The 25,977-nt window shown below is 70.7% G+C and carries 28 protein-coding genes; 10 read left to right on the plus strand and 18 right to left on the minus strand.

What is annotated here, in order from left to right; translation table 11 throughout:
- Window positions 1–210: 210 nt before the first annotated feature.
- From ACIPWY_RS22465 to ACIPWY_RS22485, 5 genes are all read right to left on the minus strand, one after another.
- Window positions 211–1,497, minus strand: a complete 1,287-nt coding sequence (locus ACIPWY_RS22465) for a SpoIIE family protein phosphatase (protein ID WP_393702853.1) — start codon at window positions 1,495–1,497, stop codon at window positions 211–213.
- On the minus strand, window positions 1,497–2,429 hold the full coding sequence (locus ACIPWY_RS22470; protein ID WP_393702855.1) for an alpha/beta fold hydrolase: 933 nt from the start codon (window positions 2,427–2,429) through the stop codon (window positions 1,497–1,499). The genes ACIPWY_RS22465 and ACIPWY_RS22470 overlap by 1 nt, the downstream gene beginning before the upstream one ends.
- A 302-nt stretch (window positions 2,430–2,731) precedes the next feature.
- Window positions 2,732–2,935: a cold-shock protein gene (locus ACIPWY_RS22475; RefSeq protein WP_393702857.1), complete on the minus strand. Its 204-nt coding sequence runs from the start codon at window positions 2,933–2,935 to the stop codon at window positions 2,732–2,734.
- A gap of 622 nt (window positions 2,936–3,557) precedes the next feature.
- Window positions 3,558–3,905: a MerR family transcriptional regulator gene (locus ACIPWY_RS22480; RefSeq protein ID WP_393702859.1), complete on the minus strand. Its 348-nt coding sequence runs from the start codon at window positions 3,903–3,905 to the stop codon at window positions 3,558–3,560.
- A gap of 988 nt (window positions 3,906–4,893) precedes the next feature.
- Window positions 4,894–5,520: a YigZ family protein gene (locus ACIPWY_RS22485; RefSeq protein ID WP_362910020.1), complete on the minus strand. Its 627-nt coding sequence runs from the start codon at window positions 5,518–5,520 to the stop codon at window positions 4,894–4,896.
- Window positions 5,521–5,692: 172 nt separating this feature from the next.
- Between ACIPWY_RS22485 and ACIPWY_RS22490 the strand changes: the two genes are divergently transcribed.
- The 3 genes from ACIPWY_RS22490 (at window position 5,693) to ACIPWY_RS22500 (ending at window position 8,649) form a co-directional block, all read left to right on the plus strand.
- A complete protein-coding gene (locus ACIPWY_RS22490) occupies window positions 5,693–7,669 on the plus strand; it encodes an amino acid transporter (RefSeq protein ID WP_362910018.1) in 1,977 nt (658 codons plus the stop codon).
- Between the two features lie 64 nt (window positions 7,670–7,733).
- Window positions 7,734–8,162: a BlaI/MecI/CopY family transcriptional regulator gene (locus ACIPWY_RS22495; protein WP_393702862.1), complete on the plus strand. Its 429-nt coding sequence runs from the start codon at window positions 7,734–7,736 to the stop codon at window positions 8,160–8,162.
- 79 nt (window positions 8,163–8,241) lie between these two features.
- A complete protein-coding gene (locus ACIPWY_RS22500) occupies window positions 8,242–8,649 on the plus strand; it encodes a CoA-binding protein (protein ID WP_393702864.1) in 408 nt (135 codons plus the stop codon).
- Between the two features lie 38 nt (window positions 8,650–8,687).
- Here the strand turns inward: ACIPWY_RS22500 and ACIPWY_RS22505 are convergent, their stop codons facing one another.
- The 4 genes from ACIPWY_RS22505 to ACIPWY_RS22520 form a co-directional block, all read right to left on the minus strand.
- Window positions 8,688–9,458, minus strand: coding sequence for a cupin (locus ACIPWY_RS22505; RefSeq protein WP_393702866.1), 771 nt, complete (start codon window positions 9,456–9,458; stop codon window positions 8,688–8,690).
- Window positions 9,459–9,548: 90 nt separating this feature from the next.
- Window positions 9,549–10,400 (minus strand): hypothetical protein, encoded by an 852-nt coding sequence (locus ACIPWY_RS22510; protein ID WP_393702868.1) that lies wholly within the window; start codon window positions 10,398–10,400, stop codon window positions 9,549–9,551.
- Window positions 10,401–10,497: 97 nt separating this feature from the next.
- Window positions 10,498–11,055, minus strand: a complete 558-nt coding sequence (locus ACIPWY_RS22515; RefSeq protein WP_393702870.1) for a YbaK/EbsC family protein — start codon at window positions 11,053–11,055, stop codon at window positions 10,498–10,500.
- Window positions 11,056–11,098: 43 nt separating this feature from the next.
- Complete coding sequence (locus ACIPWY_RS22520; protein ID WP_362910006.1) at window positions 11,099–11,671, minus strand: XRE family transcriptional regulator; 573 nt, start codon at window positions 11,669–11,671, stop codon at window positions 11,099–11,101.
- Window positions 11,672–11,774: 103 nt separating this feature from the next.
- Here ACIPWY_RS22520 and ACIPWY_RS22525 point away from each other — a divergent pair, with 103 nt between their 5' ends.
- Entirely contained in the window at window positions 11,775–12,641 is an 867-nt protein-coding gene (locus ACIPWY_RS22525) for an EamA family transporter (RefSeq protein ID WP_393702872.1), read from the plus strand.
- Here the strand turns inward: ACIPWY_RS22525 and ACIPWY_RS22530 are convergent.
- Entirely contained in the window at window positions 12,638–13,408 is a 771-nt protein-coding gene (locus ACIPWY_RS22530) for an acyltransferase (RefSeq protein WP_393702874.1), read from the minus strand. The two genes, ACIPWY_RS22525 and ACIPWY_RS22530, sit on opposite strands and share 4 nt — an antisense overlap.
- Before the next feature lie 144 nt (window positions 13,409–13,552).
- Here ACIPWY_RS22530 and ACIPWY_RS22535 point away from each other — a divergent pair, with 144 nt between their 5' ends.
- Entirely contained in the window at window positions 13,553–14,086 is a 534-nt protein-coding gene (locus ACIPWY_RS22535; RefSeq protein ID WP_362910000.1) for a gamma carbonic anhydrase family protein, read from the plus strand.
- A gap of 9 nt (window positions 14,087–14,095) precedes the next feature.
- Here the strand turns inward: ACIPWY_RS22535 and ACIPWY_RS22540 are convergent, their stop codons facing one another.
- Together ACIPWY_RS22540 and ACIPWY_RS22545 are read right to left on the minus strand one after the other, a co-directional pair.
- On the minus strand, window positions 14,096–14,731 hold the full coding sequence (locus tag ACIPWY_RS22540; protein ID WP_362909998.1) for a DedA family protein: 636 nt from the start codon (window positions 14,729–14,731) through the stop codon (window positions 14,096–14,098).
- 101 nt (window positions 14,732–14,832) lie between these two features.
- The gene (locus tag ACIPWY_RS22545; protein ID WP_362910030.1) at window positions 14,833–15,270 is read right to left on the minus strand and encodes a DUF4442 domain-containing protein; all 438 of its coding nucleotides are present in this window, start codon (window positions 15,268–15,270) and stop codon (window positions 14,833–14,835) included.
- 87 nt (window positions 15,271–15,357) lie between these two features.
- Between ACIPWY_RS22545 and ACIPWY_RS22550 the strand changes: the two genes are divergently transcribed.
- Complete coding sequence (locus ACIPWY_RS22550) at window positions 15,358–16,314, plus strand: hypothetical protein (protein WP_393702877.1); 957 nt, start codon at window positions 15,358–15,360, stop codon at window positions 16,312–16,314.
- 95 nt (window positions 16,315–16,409) lie between these two features.
- Window positions 16,410–17,447 carry a hypothetical protein gene (locus ACIPWY_RS22555; protein ID WP_393702879.1) on the plus strand — a complete coding sequence of 346 codons (1,038 nt, stop codon included), beginning with the start codon at window positions 16,410–16,412 and terminating at the stop codon, window positions 17,445–17,447.
- A 71-nt stretch (window positions 17,448–17,518) separates the two neighbouring features.
- Here the strand turns inward: ACIPWY_RS22555 and ACIPWY_RS22560 are convergent, their stop codons facing one another.
- Window positions 17,519–17,848, minus strand: coding sequence for a hypothetical protein (locus ACIPWY_RS22560; RefSeq protein ID WP_393702881.1), 330 nt, complete (start codon window positions 17,846–17,848; stop codon window positions 17,519–17,521).
- Between the two features lie 168 nt (window positions 17,849–18,016).
- Between ACIPWY_RS22560 and ACIPWY_RS22565 the strand changes: the two genes are divergently transcribed.
- Entirely contained in the window at window positions 18,017–19,321 is a 1,305-nt protein-coding gene (locus ACIPWY_RS22565; RefSeq protein WP_362909990.1) for an MFS transporter, read from the plus strand.
- Here ACIPWY_RS22565 and ACIPWY_RS22570 read toward each other — a convergent pair.
- The 4 genes from ACIPWY_RS22570 to ACIPWY_RS22585 all read right to left on the minus strand — a co-directional run bounded on the left by ACIPWY_RS22570 (window position 19,283) and on the right by ACIPWY_RS22585 (window position 23,337).
- Complete coding sequence (locus ACIPWY_RS22570; protein ID WP_393702885.1) at window positions 19,283–20,128, minus strand: spermidine synthase; 846 nt, start codon at window positions 20,126–20,128, stop codon at window positions 19,283–19,285. The genes ACIPWY_RS22565 and ACIPWY_RS22570 overlap by 39 nt on opposite strands.
- A gap of 61 nt (window positions 20,129–20,189) precedes the next feature.
- Window positions 20,190–21,029, minus strand: coding sequence for a patatin-like phospholipase family protein (locus tag ACIPWY_RS22575; protein ID WP_393702887.1), 840 nt, complete (start codon window positions 21,027–21,029; stop codon window positions 20,190–20,192).
- A gap of 88 nt (window positions 21,030–21,117) precedes the next feature.
- The gene (gene tuf / locus ACIPWY_RS22580) at window positions 21,118–22,296 is read right to left on the minus strand and encodes an elongation factor Tu (RefSeq protein WP_362909984.1); all 1,179 of its coding nucleotides are present in this window, start codon (window positions 22,294–22,296) and stop codon (window positions 21,118–21,120) included.
- A 336-nt stretch (window positions 22,297–22,632) separates the two neighbouring features.
- Window positions 22,633–23,337, minus strand: a complete 705-nt coding sequence (locus ACIPWY_RS22585; protein WP_401534595.1) for a DNA alkylation repair protein — start codon at window positions 23,335–23,337, stop codon at window positions 22,633–22,635.
- 50 nt (window positions 23,338–23,387) lie between these two features.
- Between ACIPWY_RS22585 and ACIPWY_RS22590 the strand changes: the two genes are divergently transcribed.
- Window positions 23,388–24,113, plus strand: coding sequence for a TVP38/TMEM64 family protein (locus ACIPWY_RS22590; RefSeq protein ID WP_362909980.1), 726 nt, complete (start codon window positions 23,388–23,390; stop codon window positions 24,111–24,113).
- Between the two features lie 48 nt (window positions 24,114–24,161).
- On the opposite strand, the gene ACIPWY_RS22595 is transcribed toward ACIPWY_RS22590, so the two are convergent.
- The gene (locus ACIPWY_RS22595) at window positions 24,162–25,331 is read right to left on the minus strand and encodes a thiolase family protein (protein ID WP_362909979.1); all 1,170 of its coding nucleotides are present in this window, start codon (window positions 25,329–25,331) and stop codon (window positions 24,162–24,164) included.
- Window positions 25,332–25,450: 119 nt separating this feature from the next.
- Between ACIPWY_RS22595 and ACIPWY_RS22600 the strand changes: the two genes are divergently transcribed.
- A complete protein-coding gene (locus ACIPWY_RS22600; RefSeq protein ID WP_362909977.1) occupies window positions 25,451–25,921 on the plus strand; it encodes a helix-turn-helix domain-containing protein in 471 nt (156 codons plus the stop codon).
- Window positions 25,922–25,977 lie beyond the last annotated feature (56 nt).

The raw sequence follows: 25,977 nt of genomic DNA on the forward strand, positions 1-25,977 counted from the left end.
TGACTGTGCATCGTGGTCTCCCTGCACCGCGCATGGCAGTTGTCTCCGGCAGGCAAGAGACGCATTGACCTTGTCGATCGCCGCCCAAGTTGAGCCGGCGCGAGCTCCAACAGCCCGAGGAGTACTCGACGGGGCTGACTCCGCACAGCGGCGCACGACGCCTCGGTACGGGACCGGTGGCTGCGTCCCGGACAGTGATCGTCAGCCTGCTCAGGTCAGGTCTTCGCTCGCGGGAGTGGGGAGCGGTGCGGGCACGCCGAGGGCGAGCAGCGCGGTGTCGTCGTCGAGTCCGTCGCCGAAGCCGGCGAGCAGGCCGGCCAGGGCGGTGATCAGGGCCTGGGGTCCAACTGCGGGTTGTTCGGCGGCGAAGGCCCGCAGGGCGTCGTCGCCGTAGAGCTCACGCTTGGGCCCGGTACGGGCTTCGGTCAGTCCGTCTGTGTAGAGCAGCAGGGTGTCGCCGGGGAACAGGTGAGTGTGAGCGGCTGTGAACCGTGCCTCGGGCAGGACACCAATGAGCATGCCGCTGGGGGTGGGCAGGTAGTGCGCGGTGTTGTCGGCCCGTTGGATCAGTGCGGAGGGGTGGCCGCCGGAGGCCAGGTGCACTCTGACGTGTCCGCCACTGGGGTGGAGGACGCCGAAGATGGCGGTGCAGTAGCGGGGATCACCGCTCCGGTACCGCTCGTTCAGCACGGTGTTCAGGGTGGTCAGCACGGCGACCGGGTCCGGGTCGTGCAGGGCGGCCGCCCTCAGTGTGTAGCGGGTCAGAGAGGTGACCGCGGCGGCCTGAGGGCCTTTGCCGCACACGTCGCCGAGGAAGAACGCCCACCGGTCCTCGCCGAGGGGGAACAGGTCGTAGAAGTCTCCGCCGAGCAGATCCGGAGAGGCGGTGTGGTAGTAGGAGTCGGCCTCCAGGCCCGGAACCATGGGCAGTTCTGCGGGCAGCAGGCTCTGCTGAAGGACGGCGAGAGCTTCCTGGAGCCGCTCACGGTCGGCCTCGGCCTGCCGGCGCGCCTCCTCGGCCACCTGGCGAGCGCGGAGCAACTCGGTCTCGTAGGCGCGGCGGTTGCGGGCGTCGAAGATGGTGGTGCGGACAAGCATCGGTTCGCCGTCGTGGCTGGTCTTCACCGTCGAGGTGACGAGCACCGGCATCCGCTGCCCGTTGGCGGTCTTGATGTCGAGGGCGATACCGCCGACCTCACCGTTCATCTGCAGCAGGGGGGCGAAGTGCGTCTCGTGGTAGAGCTTCCCGCCCACGGTGAGCAGATCGGTGAACCGCATCCGACCGACCACCTCCCGCCTGGACAGGCCCAGCCACTCCAGCAAGGTGGTGTTGATCTTCGCGATGGTGCCGTCCATCAGAGTCGACAGGTAGCCGCACGGAGCCTGCTCGTACAGCTCCTCTGCGCTGTCCTCCAGGAGAGCGGTGAAGGCCACACCCGTGGCCTCCGCACCAGGATCCCGCCCCTGGTCCGGATCATGGTCGGTGCGGCGGCACATCACCGGGCCACTCGCATGAAGTCGGCGATCGCCTCAGCAGTGGCCTGCGGTGCACTCAGCTGCGGGCAGTGCCCCGTCGCCTCCAGCGTGACCAGGCGGCTGCCGGGGATCGCGGCGTGGACGAAGGCGCCGACCTCGCGGGGGGCGATCACGTCCTGCTTGCATTCCAGCACCAGCGTGGGCACCGCGACCGTCTTGAGGTCATCACGGCTGTCGGACAAGAACGTCGTACGGGCGAAGACCCGGGCCATGTCCGGGTCGGTCGCGCAGAACGACGCAGTCAGCTCCTTGCCGAGTTCCGGTTGGTCCACGTTGCCCATGATCGCCGGGGCCATCGCCGCCGACCAGCCCAGATAATTCGACTCCAACGACTCCAACAACTCATCGATGTCGTCCGCGCTGAACCCGCCCCGGTACCCGTCCTCGTCGATGTAGCAGGGCGACGGAGCCACCATCACCAGCCGGGAGAACCGCTGCGGTGCCTTGGCCGCTGCGAGAACCCCGACCACGGCACTGACCGAATGCCCCACGAAGGTCACTTCCCGCAGATCGAGCTCCTCGCAGATCTCGAGCACATCCAAGGCGTAGCCTCCCAGCGTGCTGTAGCGCTGCTCACTCCAGGCCGAAGGGTCCGAGTGGCCGGAGCCCACGTAATCGAAGAGCACCACCTGGAAGCCCTCGGCCAGCATGGGGACCATCAGGCGCCACATGTTCTGGTCACAGCCGAACCCATGCGCCAGCAGGAGCACAGGCCCGTCCTTGCGGCCGGTGACGGTGACGTTGTTTCTGCGACGAATGTCTGTGCCCTCCGCTGCCCTCTCACTCGGAGCGAGCGCGCCGAAGCAGCCGCCCCGGCCCGAATCGGCGACCGATCCGAAATCGCGGCCACGGGGAGTGGTGAAGGAGTGATCGTCCGTAGGCATGGAGTCCATTAAGGGCCTTCCTTGATATGGCTTGCTCAAGGAATTCCCGCCGGACAAGAGCCGTGCCGGGATCCAGGAGCGAGCCGAATGGAATGCGAAACACATCTGAGCGCACACAGTGAATCCGATACAGACACGAGCGTGAAATCAAGGGTCTCGAAACGGGTGCAGATTCCGGGCAGCCCTCGACCCAGGACAACATCGGCAGGCGATGTTGTTCCTACGCGTGACTCCACCACGCGAAATTTCCCACAATTCGGGACCACGTCCCCAACGATTCCGCCTCCGGCGCCGCAGAGTGCGCGTCGAATTCAGGCGGGAACGATGTTCTCGGCGGTCAGGCCCTTCTGGCCCGGCACGATGTCGAAGGTGACCCTCTGACCTTCGAGCAACTCACGGAAGCCGTCGGCCGAGATGTTCGAGAAGTGGGCGAACACATCGGCACCGCCGTCACCCTGCTCGATGAAACCGAAACCCTTTGCCGCGTTGAACCACTTCACAGTCCCAGACGCCATGTAATATCTCCTTCGGGGCAGTACGGCAGGACCCGCAAATGCACGGATACCGGGCCGCCGCGATGACACCCCTCCCGGAATGACCGGAAACACAAAAGCGCTCCCAACGGCTGAAAGTACCGTCAGAGGCGCTTGAATTTTGGGAACCAATACTGCAACCGGGATCGACAGTAGCATGCCATAGCGGCACTGTGAATAATGCGATCCCGTTCTTCTCGTCGCGATAAAAACACTCCGGGCACGGTGCGCTAAATCCTCACCTCACGGCCGTAGCTATCGATCCGTCCGGAGCACAACATTCAGGTAAGCGCGGTCGCCGTTCACGAACGGCTCAGCGCCGCCACCGTCCATATCCCCCGCCACCGGGCAGAACGACCGTCACGTGCCGCCATGGATGCGGGATCCGACGGGACCCGGCCGCACTCCCTCAGGACATCGCGAACCGGCCCTTCACCCCACCACACCCGACACGAACCCGAACGCCTCAGCAGTGGGGCGTTCGCCGACACCGACTGCACCAAGCACGTCGGACCTCGCCGCGCTGGGGGTGCCCGGAACGCTCTGCGTTCCGGGCACCCCCAGCGCGGCGGAAGCCTCGAAGTCCCTGGGCCGTTGCGGCCTGCTAACCGTCTGCGGCCGGGGCCGTGGGGCTCGCTGCTTCCGCGGCGCGCCGGTATTCGGCGTTGATGCGCTGGGCTTCTTCGAGCTGGTCCTCGAGGATGACGATGCGGCAGGCAGCCTCGATCGCGGTGCCTTGGTCTACGAGTTCCCGGGCACGGGCCGCGATGCGCAGCTGGTAGCGGGAGTAGCGGCGGCGGCCACCCTCGGAACGGAGCGGGGTGATCAGGCGCGCTTCGCCGAGGGCTCGCAGGAAGCCCTGGGTGGAGCCGATCATCTCGGCGGCCCGGCCCATCGTGTAGGCGGGGTAGTCGTCGTCATCGAGACGGCCGAACGAGTCGTCTGCGGTCATTTGCACCTCTCTCATGGAACGCGTGGAGGGGCCCCGATGCCTTTTGGCACCAGGGCCCCGAAGGAACTGCTACACCATCTGCCGGCCCTGATACTGCGCCGGCCTTCTGTTTCCGCGTGCCCACCCGGGAGGGGGCGGGAACTGCGGGGATCGCGTTTGCTTGACCGGAGACCACCTCACTTTCGATGTCCTGCGGTACCCGGGCTCAAGACTTGCGCCCGGGCGATCCTGATGGCGCCTGGCTCCTCCGTTCTTCCCTCTGGGATCACTTACTTGTCGATTTGGTACTGCGTACCGCTGGTACTACGCACTGCGGTGGCCTGCGACAGCGCCACTATCCGACAGCCAGCCCCGTCGCCGCTCATGCATCTGCCCCGGCTCGGAACCCCGCTGTCGAACTTCCCGGTGCGCGCGCCCGCAGCCGACGCCTTCACCGAGGTACTGCTCACTGACTTCACTGCTGGGCACTGCCACTGGGCTACTGCACCCGGCAGCCCCTGATCACTGCGGGCCACCCGGTCCGGTCGTCAGCCCCGTCGCCCGTACTGCAACCGCTCCGGCTTCGGAACTCCACCACCGCACCGTCCTGCGAACGGCACTTGCGTGTACTGCTTCCCGGCAGTTCGTATCTGCCAGGCCCTGCTGTCTCCCTGGGTACGTGAGAAACCATAATCAGCACACTGGCCAATGTCTACTCCAGCGAGCGTAGATTTCTGGGTGTTCTCCAGTGAGGTAATCAGCGTCGACCAGCAACGGCGGCAGGAGCGAACCCGTTACCAGTACCGCATCGTGCACATAGGCCCGTCGGCGGTGTGCGAGATACCTCAGCGACAGCGGCCTTCGACAAGAAACACGGGGGGAAGGGACAGGCACCGGTACGCAGGAAACCTGATCTGCGCCCCGTTCCACGGACCGTCGGACATGACGGCCGGCTACTCGCGTCTCGACACCTGCTCCGCCGCTCACGCGCCCCGCCCGCCGGAGCCGCTCACGCGTCCCCGTACGCCTCTCCCCCGAGCTCGAACTCCGCGGTGCCGGCGGTGACATCGGCCAGCCACGCGCGGAACGCGTCCACGTCGGCGTCCGGCAGACCGATCTCGATCATGACCGCCTCCCCGTAGTGGACGTCACGCACCTCACGTCCCGTGGACCGAAGGTCGTTCTGCACCTTGCCGGCGCGCTGGTGGTCGACGGTGACGGTGGCGAGCCGGAAGCGGCGCCGGGTGAGCGTGCCCAGCGCGTCGAGCGCCTCGCCGACCGCTCCTCCGTAGGCGCGGATGAGGCCGCCCGCGCCGAGCTTCACGCCTCCGTAGTAGCGGGTCACGACGGCGACGACGTAGCGCATCTCGCGGCGGGTGAGCATCTGGAGCATGGGGACGCCCGCCGTGCCGCCCGGTTCGCCGTCGTCGCTCGCCTTCTGCACGGAGGCGTCGGCGCCGATCACGTACGCGTAGCAGTTGTGGGACGCGGTGGGGTGCTCCTTGCGGATGCGCGCCACGAAGTCCTGGGCCTCGCGCTCGGTGGCCGCGGGCGCGAGCGCGCACAGGAACCGGGAGCGGTTGATCTCGGTCTCGTGCACGCCCTCACGGGCCACGGTGCGGTACTCGTCCTGCATCCGGCCAGCGTATGCCGCGTGCCGGGGTTCGCTCGCCCCCGCCCGTCGCCCGGGTCACGCGGTGGTGAATACTCGCTCGTCGTCGCGGGAAGCCGCGGGGCGAACGCCCCGCGGCTTCCCGCGCGCATGCACCCCCGGGTCCGTACCGGCACGACAGAAAGCAGTTCCGCCCATGACCGGCACGCAGACCGATCGCGCCGAAAGCACGGCTGTCCGGCCGCCGTCCCCACGATGGCGGTCCTGGCTCCTCGAAGGTCTGAGCGAGACGACGGCCCGGCATCCGGGCCCGCACGGCACACCGCCGGACGAACACAAGGGCCACACCTGGTGGCGGGTGATGTGCCTGACGGGTGTCGACTACTTCTCGACCCTGGGCTACCAGCCGGGCATCGCTGCGCTCGCCGCGGGACTCCTTTCCCCGCTGGCCACCCTCGTCCTGATCGCGCTCACGCTCGGCGGCGCGCTGCCGGTCTACCGCCGCGTCGCCAAGGAGTCCCCGCACGGCGAGGGTTCCATCGCGATGCTGGAGCGGCTCCTTCCGTGGTGGGCGGGGAAGCTGTTCGTCCTCGTGCTGCTCGGGTTCGCCGCCACGGACTTCATGATCACGATCACGCTGTCGGCGGCGGACGCCGCGGCGCACGTCGTCGAGAACCCCTTCGCGCCCGCCTCGCTCGACGGCGCGAACACCTGGATCACGCTGTTCCTGGTGGCGGGTCTCGGCGCGGTGTTCCTCAAGGGATTCCGTGAGGCGATACGGGTGGCGGTCGTGCTCGTCGCCCTCTATCTCGTACTGAACGTGGTCGTCCTCATCACCGCCGCGTGGCACGTCCTGACCGAGCCGGTGAAGATCGGCAACTGGTGGGACGCCATGACCGCCGCGCACTCCTCGCCCCTCGCGATGATCGGCGTGGCCCTCCTCGTCTTCCCGAAGCTGGCGCTCGGCATGTCCGGCTTCGAGACGGGCGTCGCCGTGATGCCGCAGGTGCGGGGCGACGCCACGGACACGTACGAGCGGCCCGCGGGCCGGGTGCGCGACACCCGCAAGCTGCTCACGACGGCCGCGCTGATCATGAGCGGTTTCCTGCTGCTCTCCAGCCTCGCGACGACGATCCTCATCCCCCAGTCCGCGTTCGAGAGCGGCGGCCCGGCCAACGGGCGAGCCCTCGCGTTCCTCGCGCACCAGTACCTGGGCGAGGGCTTCGGCACGGTGTACGACGTCTCGACCATCGCGATCCTGTGGTTCGCCGGAGCCTCCGCGCTCGCGGGGCTCCTCAACCTCGTGCCGCGCTACCTGCCGCGCTACGGCATGGCCCCGGAGTGGACGCGCGCGGTCCGCCCGCTGGTGCTGCTGTTCATGACGATCGCGGTCTTCATCACGCTCTGGTTCAACGCGAACGTGGACGACCAGAGCGGCGCGTACGCGACCGGTGTCCTGGTCCTGATGCTGTCGGCATCGTTCGCCTCGACGGTCGCGGTGCGTTCGCGCGGGCGCAAGGCCGCGACCGTCGGCTTCGGGGCGATCACCGCCGTGTTCGGGTACACGCTCGTCACGAACGTCATCGAGCGGCCCGACGGCATCAAGATCGCTCTCCTGTTCATCGTCGGGATCCTCCTCACCTCCTTCGCGTCGCGCGTGCACCGCGCCTTCGAACTGCGCGCGGGCGATGTCACGTTCGACGAGACGGCGGCGCGGATCGTCGACGAGGCCGCGGGCCACGGTCCGCTGCGCATCATCGCGAACGAGCCCGACGAGCACTCCACGGCCGAGTACCGCGTCAAGGAGTACAGCCAGCGCGAGCAGACCCACATCCCGGACGGACGGCCCGTCCTGTTCCTGGAGGTCTTCGTCCACGACTCGTCGGACTTCACCGCGCCGGTGGAGGTCCATGGCGACGAGAAACACGGCGTACGCCGCCTGCGCGTCCAGGGTGCGGGCGTGCCGAACACCATCGCGGCCGTCCTGATGACCCTGCGGGCCCGCACGGGCGAGGTGCCGCACGCGTACTTCAACTGGACCGAGGGGCACCCCGTCAGCCATCTGCTGCGCTTCCTGGTGTTCGGGGACGGCGAGGTCGCGCCGGTCACCCGCGAGGTGCTGCGCCGCGCCGAGCCCGACACCACCCTGCGGCCCCGCGTCCACGTGGGCTGACCTGAGCGCCCATCGCTCCGGAATAGGATGTGGCGCCCAGCGTGCGGGACGGAGGCGACGGGACATGACGCGGGACGTACACGACGGCCGGCGGCCGCGGCGCCGGGGGCAGGGCGAGCTGGAGGCCCAGGTCCTCGCGGCGCTGCGCGAGGCGCCGGGTCCCGTGACGGCGGCCTGGGTCCAGGAGCGGGTCGGCGGCGGCCTCGCCTACACGACCGTGGTGACGATCCTGACGCGGCTCCTCGCGAAGAGCGCGGTGACCCGCGCCCGGGACGGCCGCTCGTTCCTGTGGACACCGGCCGCCGACGGGGCGGCGCTCGCCGCTCTGCGGATGCGCAAGGTGCTCGACGGCGAGACGAACCGCGAGGCAGTCCTCGCCCGCTTCGTCTCCGCCCTGCCGCCCGGCGACGGACAACTGCTGCGGGATCTCCTCGGACTTCCCGACCGACGGGACGCCCGGCCGGACGAAGCCCCGGTCCCACGCGAGGTCTGAAGCGCCACTGACCGGGGAATCCCGCAGCGCACCGCCCTGTTGACCACGGAGAAAGCCCGTCGACCCCAGGAGGCAGCGCATGTACGGCGATCAGGAGACGGTCCGCAGGATCCTCACGGAGCTCGGTGACACCTGGGCGGTCGTGGGCCTCTCCTCGAACCGGGCGCGCGCCGCGTACGGCGTCGCCGAGGTCCTCCAGCACTTCGGCAAGCGCGTCGTCCCGGTCCACCCGAAGGCCGAGACGGTCCACGGCGAGCAGGGCTACGCGTCCCTCGACGAGATCCCGTTCAAGGTCGACGTGGTCGACGTCTTCGTCAACTCCCACCTCGCGGGCCAGGTCGCGGACGAGGCCCGCGCGATCGGCGCGGAGGCGGTCTGGTTCCAGCTCGGCGTGATCGACGAGGCGGCGTACGACCGCACGCGCGAGGCGGGACTTGCGATGGTCATGGACAAGTGCCCGGCGATCGAGATTCCCCGCCTGGGCTGACCGCCACATCCCGGTGACTGCCGCGCGCGAAGCGCCGGTTACGCGTCGCGCTGCGGCAGCGTGGTCCCTGGCAGCTCGTACTCGTCGCGGCGGCCGCACATGCCGTAGCCACCGCGCCGGGTGGGACCCGTGTCGTACGAGGACGATCCCGTGAGGTAGGCGGGGTCGCCGGATTCGAGGGCCGCGAGCTGGGTGCCGGTGCGCTCGGCGGTGGCCAGTGCGCCGGCCCGCCACAGCTCGCGCCAGGCGGGCACCTTGTCCCGGACGAGGCGGGCGGCGGCGCGCTGGAATTCCAGGTAAGGGCCTGCGTCGCCGGCCAACAGCGCCTCGCGCAGGGGCAGATAGCCCTCCACGGCGAGGTCACGCCGCCGCCGCGCAGCCGCCGCCGCCAGGGGTCCCGTCCGCGCCGGAAGTGCCGCTGCGGCGGCATACCGCTCCGGATCGGCGAGCACGTCGGGCGGAAAGGTGAAGACCGCGTCCCCGGCCTCCGGCAGACTGCTGTTCTGCATCAGGACGGTGATGCGCAGGTCGCCGCCCTGCACCATCCGGTGCACGGTGCCCGGCGTGAACCACGCCACCGAGCCCGCCTCCAGAGGGACTTCGCGGTAGCCGCCGGGGCTGAGCGTCTGGACGGCGCCGCGGCCGCCGGTGACGACGTAGGCCTCCGTGCACACGAGGTGCAGATGCGGGGTGCCGCCGCACACACCGTCGGCGGCTTCCCATTCGTAGGCGTTCAGGTGGGAGAGGCCGATGGCGCCGGGCAGGGGATGCGGGAAGTCGGTCGACGGGAGGGCGGGTTCGGAGAGCATCTGGGGGCTCCTCATCCAGGCCGGTCGGGGCGGTGTGACACAGGGCGGGAAAGCGCTTGCCCTTGGGAGGGAGCCTAAGCGCCCCGGTCCTCACCGGCACGCGATCGGCTCGATCGCCCCCGGCCATCGCTCCACGCCGCCCCCGGTCCGCACATACGCGTCGGACTTGTCGGCGGAGAGCCACAGTTGGCGCCGCCCGTCGCGGTATCCGGTGTCCGTGGCCCCGTCCGGCAGCCGCGTCCTCGGCGCGTACGAGGAGTGCAGGAGTTCGCGGGGCAGCGCGTGTTCGGGGTCCCGCAGGTACTGGCGGTCCCCGAGGTGGAGGAACTCCGCGGACTGCCAGTCGCAGTGCTCCGGTCCGGTCGCGCTGAAGATCTCGGAGGCGGGAACGGCGCGCCCGTCGCGGTCCGCCCACACCCGGATGTCGAGGTGGGCGCGGTCCCGGCGGGCGAACTCGGACGGATCGCACTGGGCGTACGTCTCCATACCCCAGCCCGGCCTGCGCGGCAGGTCCTTGGCGACGATCACGGCCACACGGGTGCGGCCGGCCACGTCGTACGAGTACAGGACACGGCGGCCCGCCTCGCGCTCGACGCGATAGCCGCGCCGCGGCAGGGACCGGGAGAACTCGTCGGTCACCAGCGCGTTCAGGGCCTGGTCCGGCGAGTCCGCGCCGTCCGACGCGCCCCAGCCGTCGTCCCCGCCGCCGCCCTGATAGGGCCGGCCCGCGCATTCGAGGGCGAGGACGGCGGCGCCCCCGCCCTGGACGTTGTCCTCGTCACCGTCGATGTCGGGCGCCTTCGCCTTGAGAGGGCCGCGGTAGGGGGCGGCCGGTGAGGAGCCGGTCACCACCAGACCCTCGGGAACTGCCGTGCCGCAGGCCGCAGTCGACACCAGCGACACCGACGCCGCGGCCAGCACGGCCACCGTCCGGATTCTCATGCCTCGCCCCACCCGTTTCCCCGCCCCTGCCCCGCGCCGCTGCGCGGAGCCGCTCCTCAGACGCGGCGGCCTCCGGGTTCGTTCACCGGGGGCGGGGTCAGTTCACGCCGAGCCCTTCGAGGACCACCGCGCCGGGCAGGTCGAGGAATGCCTTGCCGGGCACGATGAGCTTGCCGCGGCGCGTTCCGCTGCCGATCAGGACATGCGGCCGGTCGACGACGGCCGCGTCCACGAGGAGCGGCCAGTCTGCGGGCAGCCCGATCGGGGTGATGCCGCCGTACTCCATGCCCGTGACTCCGGTGGCCGTCTCCATGGGGGCGAACGACGCCTTGCGAACGCCCAGTTGACGGCGCACGGCTCCGTTGACGTCGACCCTGGTCCCGGAGAACACCAGGCACGCGGCGAGTGTCGTCTCGCCGCCGCGCTTACCGGCGACGACGACACAGTTCGCCGAATCTTCGAGCAGCTCGGGGCCGTACCGCTCGACGAACGTGGCCGTGTCCGCCCACTCGGGCTCGGTGTCGACGTGGAGCAGCTGCTCCGCCGGGACCGTGCCGTGCCAGTTACGTACGGCGTCGGCCACCGGGCCTGTCAGCAGGTCGAGCGCCTCGACAGCGGGGCGGACGTGGTCGAAATCTCCGATGGGTGCGCGCATGGCCGCACGCTAACAGCCGTCCGGGACGGGGGATCCGGGCGTCTCAGCGTACGGGCGGCACCGACACGGCCATGGTCATCTCCATCGCCTCCGCGCCGTCGTTGCGGTAGAAGTGCGAGGCGTCGGCCTCGAACGAGACGCTGGATCCGGCCGGCACGCGGTACTCGGCTCCGTCCACGACCAGGGTCAGCTCCCCGGCCGTCACATGGAGCAGCTCCACCGTGCCGGCGGGGTGCGGGTCGGAGCCGCTGCCGTCGCCCGGTTCCAGGTGCCAGTCCCACATCTCCAGAGGGCCGGGCGCCTCGGTCCCGGCGAGGAGGCGGTTGTAGCTGCCGCCGTCCGTGCTCCACAGGCGTACGGCCTGCTCGGGCGGGACGATGCGGACCTTCGGGCCCTGTTCGTAGTCGAGCAGGGTGGTGATGCTGATGCCGAGCGCGTCACCGATCTTGACGACGGTGCCGATGCTCGGGTTGGTGCGGGCCTGCTCGATCTGGATGAGCATGCCGCGACTGACTCCGGCTCGGGTGGCGAGACCGTCGAGGGTGAAGCCCCGCTCGGTGCGCCAGCGCTTGACGTTGCGGCCGAGGGACTGGGTCAGCAGATCGAGGTCCGACACATTCCGTCCAATATTTTGGATGACAGCGTTCAATTGATTGAACTAACGTGTGGTGCAACAAAGCATTCACCGATGTTCACCACACTGTACTGCGAGGCCGACCATGACAGCACTCTTCGCCCTGGCCACCAGCCTCCTGTGGGGCCTGGCCGACTTCGGCGGAGGGCTCCTCACCCGACGCACACCCGCGCTCACGGTCGTGGTGGTCTCGCAGGGCATCGCCGTCGCCGTGCTCGGCGCGATCGTGGCCGCGACCGGCGCCTGGAGCGAGGCGGGATCGCAGCTCTGGTTCGCCGTCGCGGCCGGTCTCGTCGGCCCGGTCGCCATGCTCGCCTTCTACAAGGCACTCGCCCTCGGCCCGATGGGCGTCGTCTCGCCCCTCGGCTCGCTCGGCGTCACCGTCCCCGTGGCCGTCGGCCTGGTGCTCGGGGAGCGTCCGGGACTGCTCCGGTTCGCGGGCATCGGCGTGGCCGTCGCAGGGGTGGTCCTGGCCGGCGGGCCGCAGTTCAGAGGCGCGCCCGTGCAGCGCCAGGCCGTCCTGCTCACGCTGCTCGCGGCGTTCGGCTTCGGTGCGGTGATGGCCCTGATCGCGGAGGCCTCGACGACCGTGTCGGGTCTGTTCCTGGCGCTCTTCGTGCAGCGGGTGACCAACGTGGCGGCGGGTGGCACGGCCCTGTACGTGTCCGTGCGGCGCGGCGGCCGCGCCCTTCCCGAGGACGGCGGAATGGCGGTCGTCCGTTCGGCGCTCCCGGCACTGGCGTTCGTGGGCCTCGCCGACGTGGCGGCCAACGGCACGTACGCGATGGCCGCGCAGCAGGGCCCGGTCACCGTGGCCGCCGTGCTCGCCTCGCTCTACCCCGTCGTCACGGCGCTGGCCGCGCGCGGCTTCCTCGGGGAGCGGCTGCGCGGGGTGCAGGCCGCGGGGGCGGGCCTCGCGCTGGTGGGCACGGTGCTGCTGGCGACGGGTTAGGCGGTGCCCGGCTGTACGCCCTCTGCGACCTCCTCGCTCTCTTCCAGGCCGGCGAGCGCGAGGAGCTGCTCGGAGGTGACCCCTTCGGGGATCGGGGCGGGGGCGGGCGTGCGCAGCGGCGGCTGCCACCCGTTCCTCTCGTCCCAGCTCCGTACGACCCTGGCGGGCGCGCCGGCCACCACCACGTGGTCCGGCACCTCGCCTCGTACGACGGCACCGGCGGCCACCACGACGTTCCGGCCGAGCCGCGCCCCCGGCAGGATCACCGCGCCGGTCCCGATCCAGCAGCCGGGCCCGATCTCCACGGGCTCCATCCGTGGCCACTGCTTGCCGATGGGCTGATGCGGGTCGTCGTACGAGTGGTTGGTCGAGGTCACGTAGACGTACGGCCCGAAGTAGCAGTCGCTGCCGATCGTGACCGTCGTGTCGGCGATGACATGGCTGCCGCGGCCGAGGACGACGCCGTCGCCTATGCGCAGGATCGGCTCGGCCCCGAGGTCGAGGTCGGGCATCAGGCCGGCGGTGAGAGTGACCTGTTCGGCGATGATGCAGTGCGCGCCGAGATGGATCCAGGGCTCACCGAAGACCGTGCCCTGCGGGAAGGCCAGCTTGGTGCCGTGTCCGAGGGATCCGAAGCGGTAGCGGCCGGGATGCGCGGCGGTCACCGCGCCCGCGCGCTGCGCCAGGCGCCAGCCCGCCTGCACCGCGCGATGGGCCAGGCGTCCGGTGAAGTCGCGGGATGAGAACGCGTTCCAGTTCTTCGGCACAGCCTCACGTTACTCAGCCGTACGCCCCCGTGCAGAGCCCTGGCCTGTGATCTTCGCCCCACGCGGCACCTGCTCAGGGCCGTCCCGTACGGTTCGCTCTGGCGTGGCACAGTCGGTGCGGAAGACGTAAGAGGAGACACAGCGATGGGCCAGCAGGCACTCATCACCGGGATCGGCGGCAAGGATCCGGAGCTTGACGACGAGGCGTTCGCCGCGCCGACCTCCGTCGTGATCGGCGAGGTCACCCTGCACGCCGGGGCGAGTGTCTGGTACGGCGCGGTGCTGCGCGCGGACTGCGGCCCCATCGTGCTCGGCGCCGACAGCAACATCCAGGACAACTGCACCGTGCACGTCGATCCCGGCTTCCCGGTGACGGTCGGCGAGCGGGTCTCCGTGGGACACAACGCGGTCCTGCACGGCTGCACCGTCGAGGACGACTGCCTCGTCGGCATGGGCGCCACGGTCCTCAACGGAGCGGTGATCGGCGCGGGGTCCCTGGTCGCCGCGCAGGCCCTTGTCCCACAGGGGATGCAGGTCCCGCCGGGTTCACTCGTCGCCGGCGTGCCCGCCAAGGTGAAGCGGCCACTGACGGACGAGGAGCGGGCGGGCATCACCCTGAACGGCACGCTCTACGTGGACCTGGCGAAGGCCCACCGCGCGGCGCACGAGGACAGCTGACCGGTCCGGTCAGTCGGCGGCCGGGACCGGCTCCGCCTCGGCCGCCGCCTTCTTCGCCTTGCGCCTGACGATCAGCATGGAGGCCACGCCGATCAGCACGGCCGCGCCCAGCCCGTAGTACGAGAACCGCTTGAGCCAGTCCTCGGCGACCACGCCGATGTAGTAGATGACGGCGGTCGTGCCGCCGGCCCAGATGACACCGCCGAGCAGGTTCGCAGTGAGGAACTTCCAGTACGGCATGTGCAGCACGCCCGCGAGCGGGCCCGCGAAGATGCGCAGCAGGGCGACGAAGCGGCCGAAGAAGACGGCCCACATGCCCCACTTCTCGAAGGAGCGCTCGGCGGTCGCGACATGCGCCTCGCCGAAGTGGCGCGGGAACTTCTTGCCGAGCCAGGCCAGCAGGGGGCGTCCGCCCTTGCGGCCGATGGCGTAGCCGATGGAGTCGCCGATGACGGCTCCCGCACTGGCGCAGGCGCCGAGGACGATCGGGTTGACGTCACCGTTCTGGGAGGACAACAGGGCCGCCGAGACGAGGACGATCTCGCCCGGCAGCGGGATGCCGAGGCTCTCGAGGCCGATGACCCCGGCCACCAGTGCGTAGACGGCGACCGCCGGTACCGTGTCGAGCCACTCCTGGACGTGCAACGCCGATTCCTCCCGTGTCGGTGGGCGTGTGCCCGGCGCGCGCTCCCCCGGGTGCGCACGCCGGGCAGCCTACCCGTTCAGGGGAAACGGAGATGTCCGGCTCAGCTGTTGGGGCGCAGGGTCCAGACGACCGTCATTTCCCCGGTCACCGCACCGTCGGCGCGCTGGATCGCGACCGTCACCGGGAACTCGGGACGCTCCCCCGCGTCGAGCTCGGCGACCACGTCTTCGGCCGGACGCCCGAGCGTGGCCGTCGCCGTGACGGGGCCCATGGCGAGCTTCTTGTACGCGATGTCGGCGCGTACCGCGAGTGGCACCGCCCGCGACAGCTGGTCCCCGAAGGCGGCGAGGACGATCGCGCCGCTCGCGGACTCGCCGAGCGTGAACATGGCTCCGGCGTGGGGTCCGCCGACGTGGTTGTGGTACTCGCTCTGGTCCGGCAGGGCCACTACGGCCTTCTCCGGCGTGGTCTCGAGGAATTCGATGTTCAGGGTCCGGGCCATCGGCACGGTGGCGGCGAGCATCTCGCCGATCGACATCTGGTCAGCGCTCATGGCCCGAGATGTTACCCACGAGTAGCGACCTTGGCCATCCTCGGCCCGGCAGTGGCTCTATCGTTGCTCGCCATGTGGCCAGGAGAGCAGGGTCCCGGGGGCGAGCAGAACCCGCAGGGCCGCCAACCGAATCCGTACCAGCAGCCGAACCCGTATCCGCAGCAGTCCGGACAGGAGGTCTGGAACGCGCCCACGATTCCCGCGGGTTCACCCCAGCCGTCGCCCGACCCCCCGAAGCGGAGCCGGACGGCTCTCATCGCCGTCGTGGTCGCGGCCGTGGTCGTCGTCGCGTCCGCGGTGACCGCGGTGCTCGTCCTCGGCGGCGACAAGGACAAGAAGGACGACGAGGCCGGACCCGGCCCCACGAAGCCCTCGGCAGCCGCGTCGAGCGCGACCGGGAATCCGCGCGCGGGCGGCGCGGTCGAGCCCACCGTGGACGGCTGGAAGACGGTGCTGAACAGCGACCACGGCCTGGCGTTCGACGTTCCCGCCACATGGCTGGTGAAGTCGAACGGCTGGGTCAACTGGGTCTCCAAGGACGGCGACCCGGAGGAGAAGCCGCTCATCGCCATGAGCAACCCGGCGTTCCTCAACGAGAAGTGGTGCGTGTCCGACGACGACAAGGACGGCAACGAGGAGGAGACCTCCCTCGGCGCGACCGGGTCGCGGGGGAACAACGGGGCCAAGAGCACGCAGGACGCCGCCACCGCGGACGCCACGACGTGGGTCTACGGCGCGTACACGCAGCCCGACAAGAAGAGCATCACCACGAAGCCGGCGGAGTCGTACACCACTGCGTCCGGCCTCAACGGCAGCCTGGTGACCGCCTCTTCGACGGGCGTGACGCAGAAGAAGCACGGCAAGTGCTCCTCCGACGGCAAGGCCACCGTGTTCGCCTTCAAGGACGCCGACGGCGACTTCACGTCCTGGTCGTTCGTCGGGCCCACGGGCGTCAAGGGCGAGGTGCCCGACTCCACGGTCAGGAAGATCCTCAGCACCGTGCGGCTCGTGGACGTCAGCGACTCCTGACACGCGGCGCGGTGACGAGGCCGCCGGCGAACCGTTGCACGTCCGGTACAGGGCGACGGTGCCGGCGGTTCTCCGGCCCTCTATTGTTGTGCGCCATGTGGCCAGGACAGCAGCCGCCCGGGGGCGAGCAGAACCCGCAGGACCAGAACCCGTACCAGCAGCCGGGGTACCAGCAACAGCCCAACCCCTATCAGCAGCCGGGCTACCAGCAGCAGCCCAATCCGTACCAGCAGCAGCCCGGGCAGCAGCCTCCCGGGCAGTGGGGTGCCCCGACGGTCCCGATGGGCGCTCCCCAGCCGCCGAGCGGCAACGGCGGCGGCAACAAGACGAAGATCACCGCGATCGTCGCGGCCGCGGCCGTCGTGGTCGCCGCCGGCGTGACCGCGTTCCTCGTGATCGGGGGCGACAAGCAGGACAAGGCGGACTCGAAGCCGTCCAAGCCCCCCACGAAGTCCGCCTCCAAGGACCCGAGCCCCGACGCGAGCGACGACGTCAACCCGCGCGACCCGTCGAACGCGCCGAAGGCGACGATTCCGGGCTGGCAGGTCGTCGTGAACCCGAAGTACGGGACCGCGTTCGACGTACCGGCGGACTGGGTCGTCAAGTCGGACGGCCTGATCACCGGCTTCGAGGACGCGAAGGACGAGACCGGCAAGCCCCTCATCACGATGTCCGCACCCGCGTTCCTCAAGGAGAAGTGGTGCACGTCCGACGACGACAAGGACGGCACCGTGGACGACAGCGCCCTCGCCGGGGCGGGCACCAAGGGGCAGAACGGCGCGAAGAACACTCAGGACGTCGCGCGCAACGACTCGGCGTGGTGGGTGTTCGGCGGCTACACCGACCAGAAGAACTCCTCGAAGAAGCTCCTGACGATCGGTAAGCCGAAGGACTTCACGACCGACTCCGGCGTCAAGGGCAGCGTGGCGACGACCACGTCGTCCGGCGTGCCGAAGACGGGCAAGTGCGACACGGACGGCAAGGCCACCGTGTTCGCCTTCAAGAACTCCCAGGGCGACTTCGTCTCCTGGACGTTCTACGGCGCCAAGGGCGTGAAGGACGAGGTCCCGGAGGCCACGGTGCAAAAGATCCTCAGCACCGTCCGCCTCCAGGGCGAGCCCAGCGTGGACTGAGCGGCACACAGCACAGCGCCCGGCCCGCCCCGTGAAGGGCGGGCCGGGCGCTGTGGAGCAGCATGATTCGGTCAGCGCAGGTAGACCCGGTAGACCCATCGGCCGGAGATCGCGTCCTCGGTCACCTTGCAACTGCCGATACACACCCACGGGTTGCCGGAGCTGTTGGTGCAGGCCCAGTAGGCGTGCACCGAGTTGTTCTTGTACACGTAGTCGATCACGGCCGCGTTCGCGGAGATAGAGGAGTGGACCGGCACCTTCTCCTCGGCGACCGTGTAGTCGTGGCTCGCCGGTGCGCACGTGGTCGCGGCCGCCGAAGCGGGCGTCGCCGCCACGACGGGGAGGGCGGCGGCGCCGGCGAGCGCGGCCGCGGCCAGCAGAGACGAGAAGTACTTCCGCATTTCATCCCTTTCCTCGAGAACCAACAGGTTCCCGGGGCAGATTTATCGTGAACATGACACGAAATTCATGATCAATCTAGCGGAGCGACCCGCCAGTAACAATCACGTTCGGCGAGGCGGAAAGAATCTCGTTTGGCAAGTCGGACCCGCTGCGGCGATAGTCCCTCAGTGACCTCTCCCGCCGCCTCCCCACTCAGACCCCGCCGACCCGCGTGGGCGGGCCGCAACTACAGCCTGCTGGCGGTGGCGGCGTTCGTGACGACACTCGGCAGCAATGGGGCGCTGATCGCGTCCGCGTTCGCGGTGCTCGAGACGGGGGGCGACGGTGGGGACGTCGGCCTCGTCGCCGCGTCACGCACTCTGACGCTCGTGCTGTTCCTGCTCGTCGGCGGAGCCGTCGCCGACCGGCTGCCGCGCCACCACGTGATGGTCGCGGCCAACGCGCTCAACTTCCTGTCCCAGGGCGCCTTCGCGCTGCTCGTCCTGACCGGCAGGCCCGAGCTGTGGCAGATGATGCTGCTCAGCGCGCTGGGCGGCACCGGGCAGGCCTTCTTCAACCCCGCGGCCGAAGGCATGCTGATGTCGTCGGTCACCAAGGATCAGGCGAGCCGCGCCTTCGCCCTCTTCCGCATGGCGATGTCGGGCGCGGCCGTGGGCGGCGCGGCGCTCGGCGGCGCCATGGTCGCGGCCATCGGACCCGGCTGGGTGCTCGCCGTGGACGCGGTCGCGTTCGCCGTGGCGGGAGCTCTGCGCTCGTTCCTCGACGTCAGCCATATCGCGCCACGTGAACCCGGCGGAGGCCTGCTCGCCGATATGCGGGACGGCTGGCAGGAGTTCATCGGCCGGCCGTGGCTGTGGAGCATCGTCGCGCAGTTCTCCGTCGTGGTGGCGGTGGTCGGCGCCGCCGACGCGGTCTTCGGCCCGCTCGTCGCCCGCGACTCCCTCGGCGGACCCGGCCCCTGGGGGCTCGCCCTCGGCGCCTTCGGCGTCGGAACCGTCGCCGGGGCGTTCCTGATGATGCGGTGGAGGCCGCGGCGGCTGCTGCTCGCCGGGACCCTGTGCGTGTTCCCGCTGGCTCTGCCCTCGGCGGCGCTCGCGGTACCCGTGCCGCTCGAAGTGCTCATCTGCGTGATGTTCGTGAGCGGCGTGACGATCGAGGTGTTCAGCGTCTCGTGGATGACGGCGCTGCACCAGGAGATCCCGGAGGACAAGCTCTCCCGGGTCTCCGCGTACGACTGGTTCGGCTCCGTCGCGATGGTGCCGGTCGCCACGGCGCTCGCGGGACCCGCGGAGGCGGCCTTCGGCCTGGCGCCCGCGCTGTGGGGCTGCGCGGCGCTCGTCGTCGTGGCCACGGGCGCGGTGCTGTTCGTGCCGGAGGTACGCCGGCTGACGCGCCGCCCCGACGCCGCCGCACAGCCCGCGCCGGAGCTCGTCTCAGCCGATGCCGAAGGAGCCGCCGGGCGGCTGGGGTGACGGCACCGCGTCCTCGTCCCGTACGGGCTTCGCGCTGCCGGTGAAGCGGCGCAGCTGAGAGCCGTGCTCGACGCGGGCCGGGAACGCGTCGGCCGCGGCGCTGCGGGCGAGCGCCGCGATGTCGAGCTCCTCGTGGGAGGCCACGAGAACGGTGTTCCCGAAGCGCCTGCCGCGCAGCACGGCGGGCTCCGCGATCAGCGCGAGATGCTCGAACACCAGGGAGAACGTGGCGAGTTGGGAGCGGAGGAAGCCGAAGGGCGTGCCGTCCGCGAGGTTCGCCGCGTAGACGCCCGTGGGGCGCAGGACCCGCTCGGCGGCCTCGGCGTAGGCCACGGTGGTCAGGTGGGCCGGGACGCGGGAGCCGCCGAAGACATCCGCCACCAGCACGTCGGCGCTGTCCGCGTCGGCCGACTCCAGCCAGGTGCGGGCGTCGGCCCCGTGGACGGTGATCGCCGCGCCGTCGGGGACGGGCAGGTGCTCGGCGACCAGGGCGAGCAGCCCGCTGTCCGACTCGACCACGTCCTGGCGCGAGCCCGGCCGCGTCGCCGTCACATAGCGCGGCAGGGTGAGCGCGCCACCGCCGAGGTGCAGCACGTCGAGCGGCTTGCCGGGTTCGGCCACACAGTCGAGGACGTGGCCGAGCCGGCGCGCGTACTCGAATTCGAGGTGCTCGGGCGCGTCCAGGTCGACGTACGACTGCGGGGCCCCGTCGACCGTGAGCAGCCAGGCCCTGCGCCGGTCCACGTCGGGCATCAGCTTGGCAGTGCCGTGATCGACGGTCCTGGTCACGGGTATCGGCTCGTCCACGCGTCCATTGTGCCGGGTGGCCGGGGCATCGGACGCCGCACGACGTTCGCCACCGCCTTCCTCAGCCCCACACCTCCGCCACCTCCGCCACATGCGCCGCTGCCTGTTCCCGCCCTGCTCGGGCCGACGGTGCACGGTGGGACGGGTCGAGGCTGTTGTGTCCCATCGCCTTCCTCGTGGTGCGGTTCGGGGTGATGAGGGTGACCCTCGCCCCGCCAGCGCTGAGGCGTTCGGCCTGAGAGCGGGCCGATTCGAGGGTGCCGCCGCCCGCTGCGACCGGAGCGATGATCACGATGCGGTCGTGGCCTTCGGCGAGGTGTGCGTTGGCCGGGGAGCGGACGCCGCCGTCGATCCAGCGGGCGTCGTCGATCGTGACCGGCGGCCAGACGCCCGGCACGGCGCAGCTGGCCGCGACGGCGTCGACCAGGCCGACGCCGCTGCCCCGGTCGAGGACACGGAACTCGCCGGTCGTCGCCCGTACCGCCGTCACCAGGAACGGCCGCTCGGGCCAGCTGTGGGAGACGAGCCGCCCCGCGATGACCTCGCGGCGCGTCGCCTCGTCCGGGGTGTCGGCGGCCAGCGCGATGTGCCCCGCCTTGCGGCCGAAGTCCTCAGGGGTGCGGGAGGTGAGCGCGGCACGGGCGTGACGGAGGGTGGCGGCGGGACCCAGGTGTCCGGTGATCTCCCCGACGGGCGCGGCGAGTTGGCGTTCGTACAGCTCGGCGGGGGTCAGCCGGCCGGAGGTGAGCTGGGCGCCGACGACGGAGCCCGCGGAGGTGCCGATCACGGTGTCGGCGTCCCACAGACCGGCGCCGGCCTCGGCGAGTCCGTACAGGATTCCGGAGATCCAGCCGATGCCGGAGAGGCCGCCGCCCCCGAGTACGAGTGCCCTGCCCGCCACTTGAGACCTCCACAACGACGCCGGCGTCCAGTGTGGCCGACGTGCGACCGCCCGCCTCCCGCGGGGTGCGGGAGGCGGGCGGTGCGGTTCAGCCGACGGAGCTGACGGTGCCCGCGCCGACCGTGCGCCCGCCCTCGCGGATCGCGAAGCCGAGGCCCGCCTCCAGGGGCATGTCACGGCCGAGCTCGACCGTCATCGTGACGGTGTCCCCGGGCCGGGCGACGGCGCTCTCGCCGAGGTCGACGTCACCGACGACGTCCGCGGTCCGCAGGTAGAACTGCGGGCGGTAGCCGGTCGCGACCGGTGTCGTGCGGCCTCCCTCGGCCGCCGAGAGGACGTACACCTGGGCCGTGAAGCGGCGGCTCGGGCTGACGCTGGCGGGCGCCGCGACGACGTCGCCGCGGCGGACCGCGTCGCGGGGCACTCCGCGCAGCAGGAGCGCCACGTTGTCCCCGGCCTGCGCCTCCTCCATGGGCTTGCCGAAGGTCTCCAGGCCGGTGACCACGGTCGCCGCCGCGTCGGTGTCCGCGCCGAAGATCTCGACGCGGTCGCCGACGCGCACCCTGCCGCGCTCGACGGCCCCGGTGACGACCGTGCCGCGCCCGGTGATGGTGAGTACGTTCTCCACCGGCAACAGGAACGGCGCGTCCACATACCGCTCGGGCATGGGCACGTACGTGTCCACGGCGTCGAGCAGCGCGTCGATCGCCCCGGTCCAACGGGGGTCGCCCTCAAGGGCCTTGAGCCCCGAGACCCGCACCACGGGGACGGAGTCGCCGCCGTATCCGTGCGCGGAGAGCAGCTCGCGGACCTCCAGCTCGACGAGGTCGGTGAGCTCCTCGTCCCCCGCGTCCGCCTTGTTCAGCGCGACGACGATGTGGTCGACGCCGACCTGGCGGGCGAGCAGGACGTGCTCGGCGGTCTGCGGCATGATCCCGTCGAGCGCGGAGACGACGAGGATCGCCCCGTCGAGCTGCGCGGCCCCGGTGACCATGTTCTTGACGTAGTCGGCGTGGCCGGGCATGTCGACGTGCGCGTAGTGGCGGGTGTCGGTCTCGTACTCGACGTGCGCGATGTTGATGGTGATGCCGCGGGCGGCCTCCTCCGGGGCGCGGTCGATGCGGTCGAAGGGCACGAACGTGCCGGCGCCGCGCTCGGCGAGGACCTTGGTGATGGCGGCGGTGAGGGTCGTCTTGCCGTGGTCGACGTGCCCCATGGTGCCGATGTTGAGGTGCGGCTTGGTGCGCACGTATGCCGTCTTGGGCATGGCTGGGTGGTTCCTCCCGGAACGTGTTCCTCAGCGGAACAGGGTGTGATGGCCTCCTTGATGAGGCGGGGACCCCGGAGTGCTACCGACCCTCCCCCTGCGGGGTCCGCCGGAATGTCCGGAGAGGGTCAGCTTCGGGCGCCGTCTGCTGCGGCGGCCAGGAAGACGGCAGCCTTCGCAGCGTCCGCGACTGCGGACGTGGCTGCGGGGAAGGCGTACCGGAACATGACGCCGATCATGGCCTACCGAACGGCGCAGGTCGAATGGTTTTCCGGCGGGCGGCGCGGCCCGGTCTCCGTTGAGGCGTACGGGAGTTCAGGGGCCTTGGCAGGGGCCTCAGGGGCCGATGTTCTTCAGCGCCTCGCGGACCGACAGGGGGGCGAGGCGGTCCCGGTGGGCGGCGACGAAGGCGCGTACGGCGTCCGGGTCGGTCTTCGCGTACTCACGCAGGCACCAGCCGACGGCCTTGCGGATGAAGAAGTCGGGGTGCGGGGCCTGCCGCAGGCAGTAGCCGAAGAGGCGCTCCGTGTCGGTCGTCTCCTTGCGGCGGAGCTGGTGCAGGAGCGCGGTGCGGGCGATCCACAGGTCGTCGTCCTCGATCCACGCGTCCATGTCGTTCGCCAGGCGCGGGTCGGCCGCGACGAGCGCGCCGACGACGTGCGCGGCGAGCAGGTCGACGGTGTCCCACCACGGGACCGTCGACACGAGGTGCCGCGCGACGGGCAGGAAGCCGGATGAGCAGCGGCCCGCGTACCGGCGCAGATAGTCGGCCGCGAAGTACGCGTACTCGCGCTCGGGCAGCTCCCAGCAGCGCAGCGCGAGCGCGGCGCAGTCTGTCTCGTCGGGGCGCGGGGTCCCGGCCAGGACGGTGCGCGACAGGGCGCGGCGGACGGGAGTGGTGAGACCGAGGAAGGGGGCCACGTCCTTCATGTACGCGCGCATCTGCCCGGCCCGCTCGGGGTCGGCCGCCGTGGGGTACACGGCGGTGAGCCGCTCCAGCAGGGTGTCGGCCAGCGCGCTGCGCGGGACTGTGACGGTCATGCGACACAACCCTACGGCGACCGTACATATTGGTCGGTTAGTCTCCCCGAATGCCCGACACCGTCGCGACCCGTCCCGAGGGACTCGCCGCCGCCCGGCCGGCGGGCCTTGCCCTGCGCTGCACCAGAGTTCTGCTCTCGCCATGGTCGCGTCTGTCGCTCCTGGTGGCGCTGCTCGCCGCGGGCGGGGCCACGGTGCTGCTCCTCCAGCCGCAGAAACTGCTCGCGGACGGCTGGCCGCCCCATATGACCGGCACCGCCGCGGTCGTCCTGTTCGGTGTGGCGTACGGGCTGTGCACGGTGGCTTTCGTCCCGCGGCCGCTGCTGAATCTCGCGGCGGGCGCGCTGTTCGGTTCGCAGCTCGGCACCCTGGCGTCGCTCGGCGGGACGGTGCTCGGCGCCGGCGTGGCGTTCGGGCTCGGCCGGGTGCTCGGCCAGGAGGCGCTGCGCCCTCTCGTGCGTGGCCGCTGGCTGAAGGCGGCGGACGGGCAGCTCAGCCGCCACGGCTTCCGGTCGATGCTGGCCGCGCGGCTCTTCCCTGGGGTGCCGTTCTGGGCGGCCAACTACTGCGCCGCGGTCTCGCGCATGCGGTGGGCACCGTTCCTGCTGGCCACGGCGATCGGCTCGGTCCCCAATACGGCGGCGTACGTCGTCGCCGGGGCCAGGGCCTCGACGCCGACGTCGCCCGCGTTCCTGATCGCGATGGGGTTCATCGCGCTGACCGGGCTCGCGGCGGCGGTGGTCGCGTGGTGCAAGCGCCACAGCCTCCGCGGCTGACGTGCCCCTGAAAACTCAGGCCCTCGAAGACTCAGGGCGCCTGACGTCTCAGAGCGCTTCCAGGACGGTCGCGTTGGCGAGTCCGCCGGCCTCGCACATCGTCTGGAGTGCGTAGCGTGCGCCGCGGGCGCGCATCGCGTGGACGAGGGTCGTCATCAGACGGGTGCCGCTCGCACCGAGCGGGTGGCCGAGCGCGATGGCGCCGCCGTGCACGTTCAGTTTCGCCGGGTCGGCGCCGGTCTCCTGGAGCCAGGCGAGGACGACGGCCGCGAACGCCTCGTTGACCTCGAACAGGTCGATGTCGCCCAGGTCGAGACCCGCCTTGCGCAGCACCTTCTCGGTGGCGGGGATGACGCCGGTCAGCATCAGGAGCGGGTCCGAGCCCGTGACGGCGAAGCTGTGGAGGCGGGCGAGCGGGCGCAGGCCGAGCCGGGCCGCGTTCTCGCTCGTGGTGATGAGGACGGCGGAGGCGCCGTCGTTGATCGGGCTCGCGTTGCCCGCGGTCACCGACCAGTCGATCTGCGGGAAGCGCTCGCCGAAGTGCGGGTCGTAGTAGGCGGGCTTGAGCCCGGCGAGGATCTCGGCGGTGGTGCCGGGGCGCACGGACTCGTCGCGGGTGACGCCTTCGAGGGGTGCGACCTCTGCGTCGAAGAGCCCGCTCGCCCAGGCCTGGGCGGCCTTGCGGTGCGATTCGACGGCGTAGGCGTCCATCATGTCGCGGGACAGCGACCACTTGGCGGCGATCAGTTCGGCGCTGACGCCCTGCGGGACCAGCCCTTCCGGGTAGCGCTCGGCGACGCCGGGGCCGAACGGGTCGGCGCCCTCGGGCACGTTCGACCACATCGGTACGCGGCTCATGGACTCCACTCCACCGGCGATCACCATGTCGTAGGCGCCGGAGATGACGCCCTGCGCGGCGAAGTGCACGGCCTGCTGGGACGAGCCGCACTGCCGGTCGACGGTCGTGGCGGGCACGGACTCCGGGAAGCCCGCCGACAGGACGGCGTACCGGGTGGTGTTCATGGCCTGCTCCGCGACCTGGTCGACCGTCCCGCCGATGACGTCGTCGATCTGGGCGGGGTCGATACCGGCCCGGTGGACGAGGGTGCGCAGGGTGTGGGCGAGCAGTTCGACGGGGTGGACGTGAGCGAGCGTCCCGTTCGGCTTGCCCTTGCCGACGGGGGTGCGTACGGCTTCGACGATGACTGCGTCACGCATGGTGCGGGCCTCCTTGGCCGACGGGTCGGTGCCCGGCACCGATTACCGGTGAGTAGGAAAACTGAACTCACCATAGCTCCGCAGGTTGGAAAAGCAAACCCTCCTTTACACTGATGCGCATGCCAGCTGCCAAGGACCCGCGCCCCTGCTCGATCGCCGACACGCTGGCCGTGGTCGGCGAGAAGCACTCCCTCCTGGTCCTGCGCGAGGTCTGCCTCGGCAACGGACGCTTCGACCAGCTGGTGCGCAACATCGGGGCGCCGCGCGACATCCTGGCGACGCGCCTGCGCCGCCTCGTCGACGCGGGCATCCTCAAGAAGGTCGCCTACCAGGAGCGCCCGCAGCGCTTCGAGTACCGGCCCACCACGGCGGGGCTCGAACTGGAGCCGGTCCTCATGACCCTCATGGCGTGGGGCGACCGTCATCTGCGCGACGACGGCGACCGCCCCATGGTGATCGAGCACACCTGCGGCAGCGAACTGGTCCCCGTCGTGACGTGCTCCGCGTGCGGCGACCCCGTCCACCACGAGGATCTGAGCGCCCATCCGCAGGTCCCGGGCTGGACCAAGGCGGGCCCGGCCGCGGCGTAGCCGCCGCCCGAGTGAAGAGGCCCTGTGGTCGTCTCTTCACACAAGGGCGCTACGCT

This window comes from Streptomyces sp. NPDC090032 (genome assembly GCF_044748025.1).
GTDB lineage: Bacteria > Actinomycetota > Actinomycetes > Streptomycetales > Streptomycetaceae > Streptomyces.

Bases quoted from the DNA above. Each gene is read 5' to 3' on its own strand.
- ACIPWY_RS22515 (WP_393702870.1), bottom strand. From the start codon at position 11,055: ATGCGCGCACCCATCGGAGATTTCGACCACGTCCGCCCCGCTGTCGAG.
- ACIPWY_RS22525 (WP_393702872.1), top strand. From the start codon at position 11,775: ATGACAGCACTCTTCGCCCTGGCCACCAGCCTCCTGTGGGGCCTGGCC.
- ACIPWY_RS22465 (WP_393702853.1), bottom strand. From the start codon at position 1,497: ATGTGCCGCCGCACCGACCATGATCCGGACCAGGGGCGGGATCCTGGT.
- ACIPWY_RS22480 (WP_393702859.1), bottom strand. From the start codon at position 3,905: ATGACCGCAGACGACTCGTTCGGCCGTCTCGATGACGACGACTACCCC.
- ACIPWY_RS22475 (WP_393702857.1), bottom strand. From the start codon at position 2,935: ATGGCGTCTGGGACTGTGAAGTGGTTCAACGCGGCAAAGGGTTTCGGT.
- ACIPWY_RS22490 (WP_362910018.1), top strand. From the start codon at position 5,693: ATGACCGGCACGCAGACCGATCGCGCCGAAAGCACGGCTGTCCGGCCG.
- ACIPWY_RS22495 (WP_393702862.1), top strand. From the start codon at position 7,734: ATGACGCGGGACGTACACGACGGCCGGCGGCCGCGGCGCCGGGGGCAG.
- ACIPWY_RS22590 (WP_362909980.1), top strand. From the start codon at position 23,388: ATGCCCGACACCGTCGCGACCCGTCCCGAGGGACTCGCCGCCGCCCGG.
- ACIPWY_RS22485 (WP_362910020.1), bottom strand. From the start codon at position 5,520: ATGCAGGACGAGTACCGCACCGTGGCCCGTGAGGGCGTGCACGAGACC.
- ACIPWY_RS22535 (WP_362910000.1), top strand. From the start codon at position 13,553: ATGGGCCAGCAGGCACTCATCACCGGGATCGGCGGCAAGGATCCGGAG.
- ACIPWY_RS22500 (WP_393702864.1), top strand. From the start codon at position 8,242: ATGTACGGCGATCAGGAGACGGTCCGCAGGATCCTCACGGAGCTCGGT.
- ACIPWY_RS22555 (WP_393702879.1), top strand. From the start codon at position 16,410: ATGTGGCCAGGACAGCAGCCGCCCGGGGGCGAGCAGAACCCGCAGGAC.
- ACIPWY_RS22585 (WP_401534595.1), bottom strand. From the start codon at position 23,337: ATGACCGTCACAGTCCCGCGCAGCGCGCTGGCCGACACCCTGCTGGAG.
- ACIPWY_RS22550 (WP_393702877.1), top strand. From the start codon at position 15,358: ATGTGGCCAGGAGAGCAGGGTCCCGGGGGCGAGCAGAACCCGCAGGGC.
- ACIPWY_RS22600 (WP_362909977.1), top strand. From the start codon at position 25,451: ATGCCAGCTGCCAAGGACCCGCGCCCCTGCTCGATCGCCGACACGCTG.
- tuf (WP_362909984.1), bottom strand. From the start codon at position 22,296: ATGCCCAAGACGGCATACGTGCGCACCAAGCCGCACCTCAACATCGGC.
- ACIPWY_RS22545 (WP_362910030.1), bottom strand. From the start codon at position 15,270: ATGTCGATCGGCGAGATGCTCGCCGCCACCGTGCCGATGGCCCGGACC.
- ACIPWY_RS22560 (WP_393702881.1), bottom strand. From the start codon at position 17,848: ATGCGGAAGTACTTCTCGTCTCTGCTGGCCGCGGCCGCGCTCGCCGGC.
- ACIPWY_RS22470 (WP_393702855.1), bottom strand. From the start codon at position 2,429: ATGGACTCCATGCCTACGGACGATCACTCCTTCACCACTCCCCGTGGC.
- ACIPWY_RS22595 (WP_362909979.1), bottom strand. From the start codon at position 25,331: ATGCGTGACGCAGTCATCGTCGAAGCCGTACGCACCCCCGTCGGCAAG.
- ACIPWY_RS22505 (WP_393702866.1), bottom strand. From the start codon at position 9,458: ATGCTCTCCGAACCCGCCCTCCCGTCGACCGACTTCCCGCATCCCCTG.
- ACIPWY_RS22510 (WP_393702868.1), bottom strand. From the start codon at position 10,400: ATGAGAATCCGGACGGTGGCCGTGCTGGCCGCGGCGTCGGTGTCGCTG.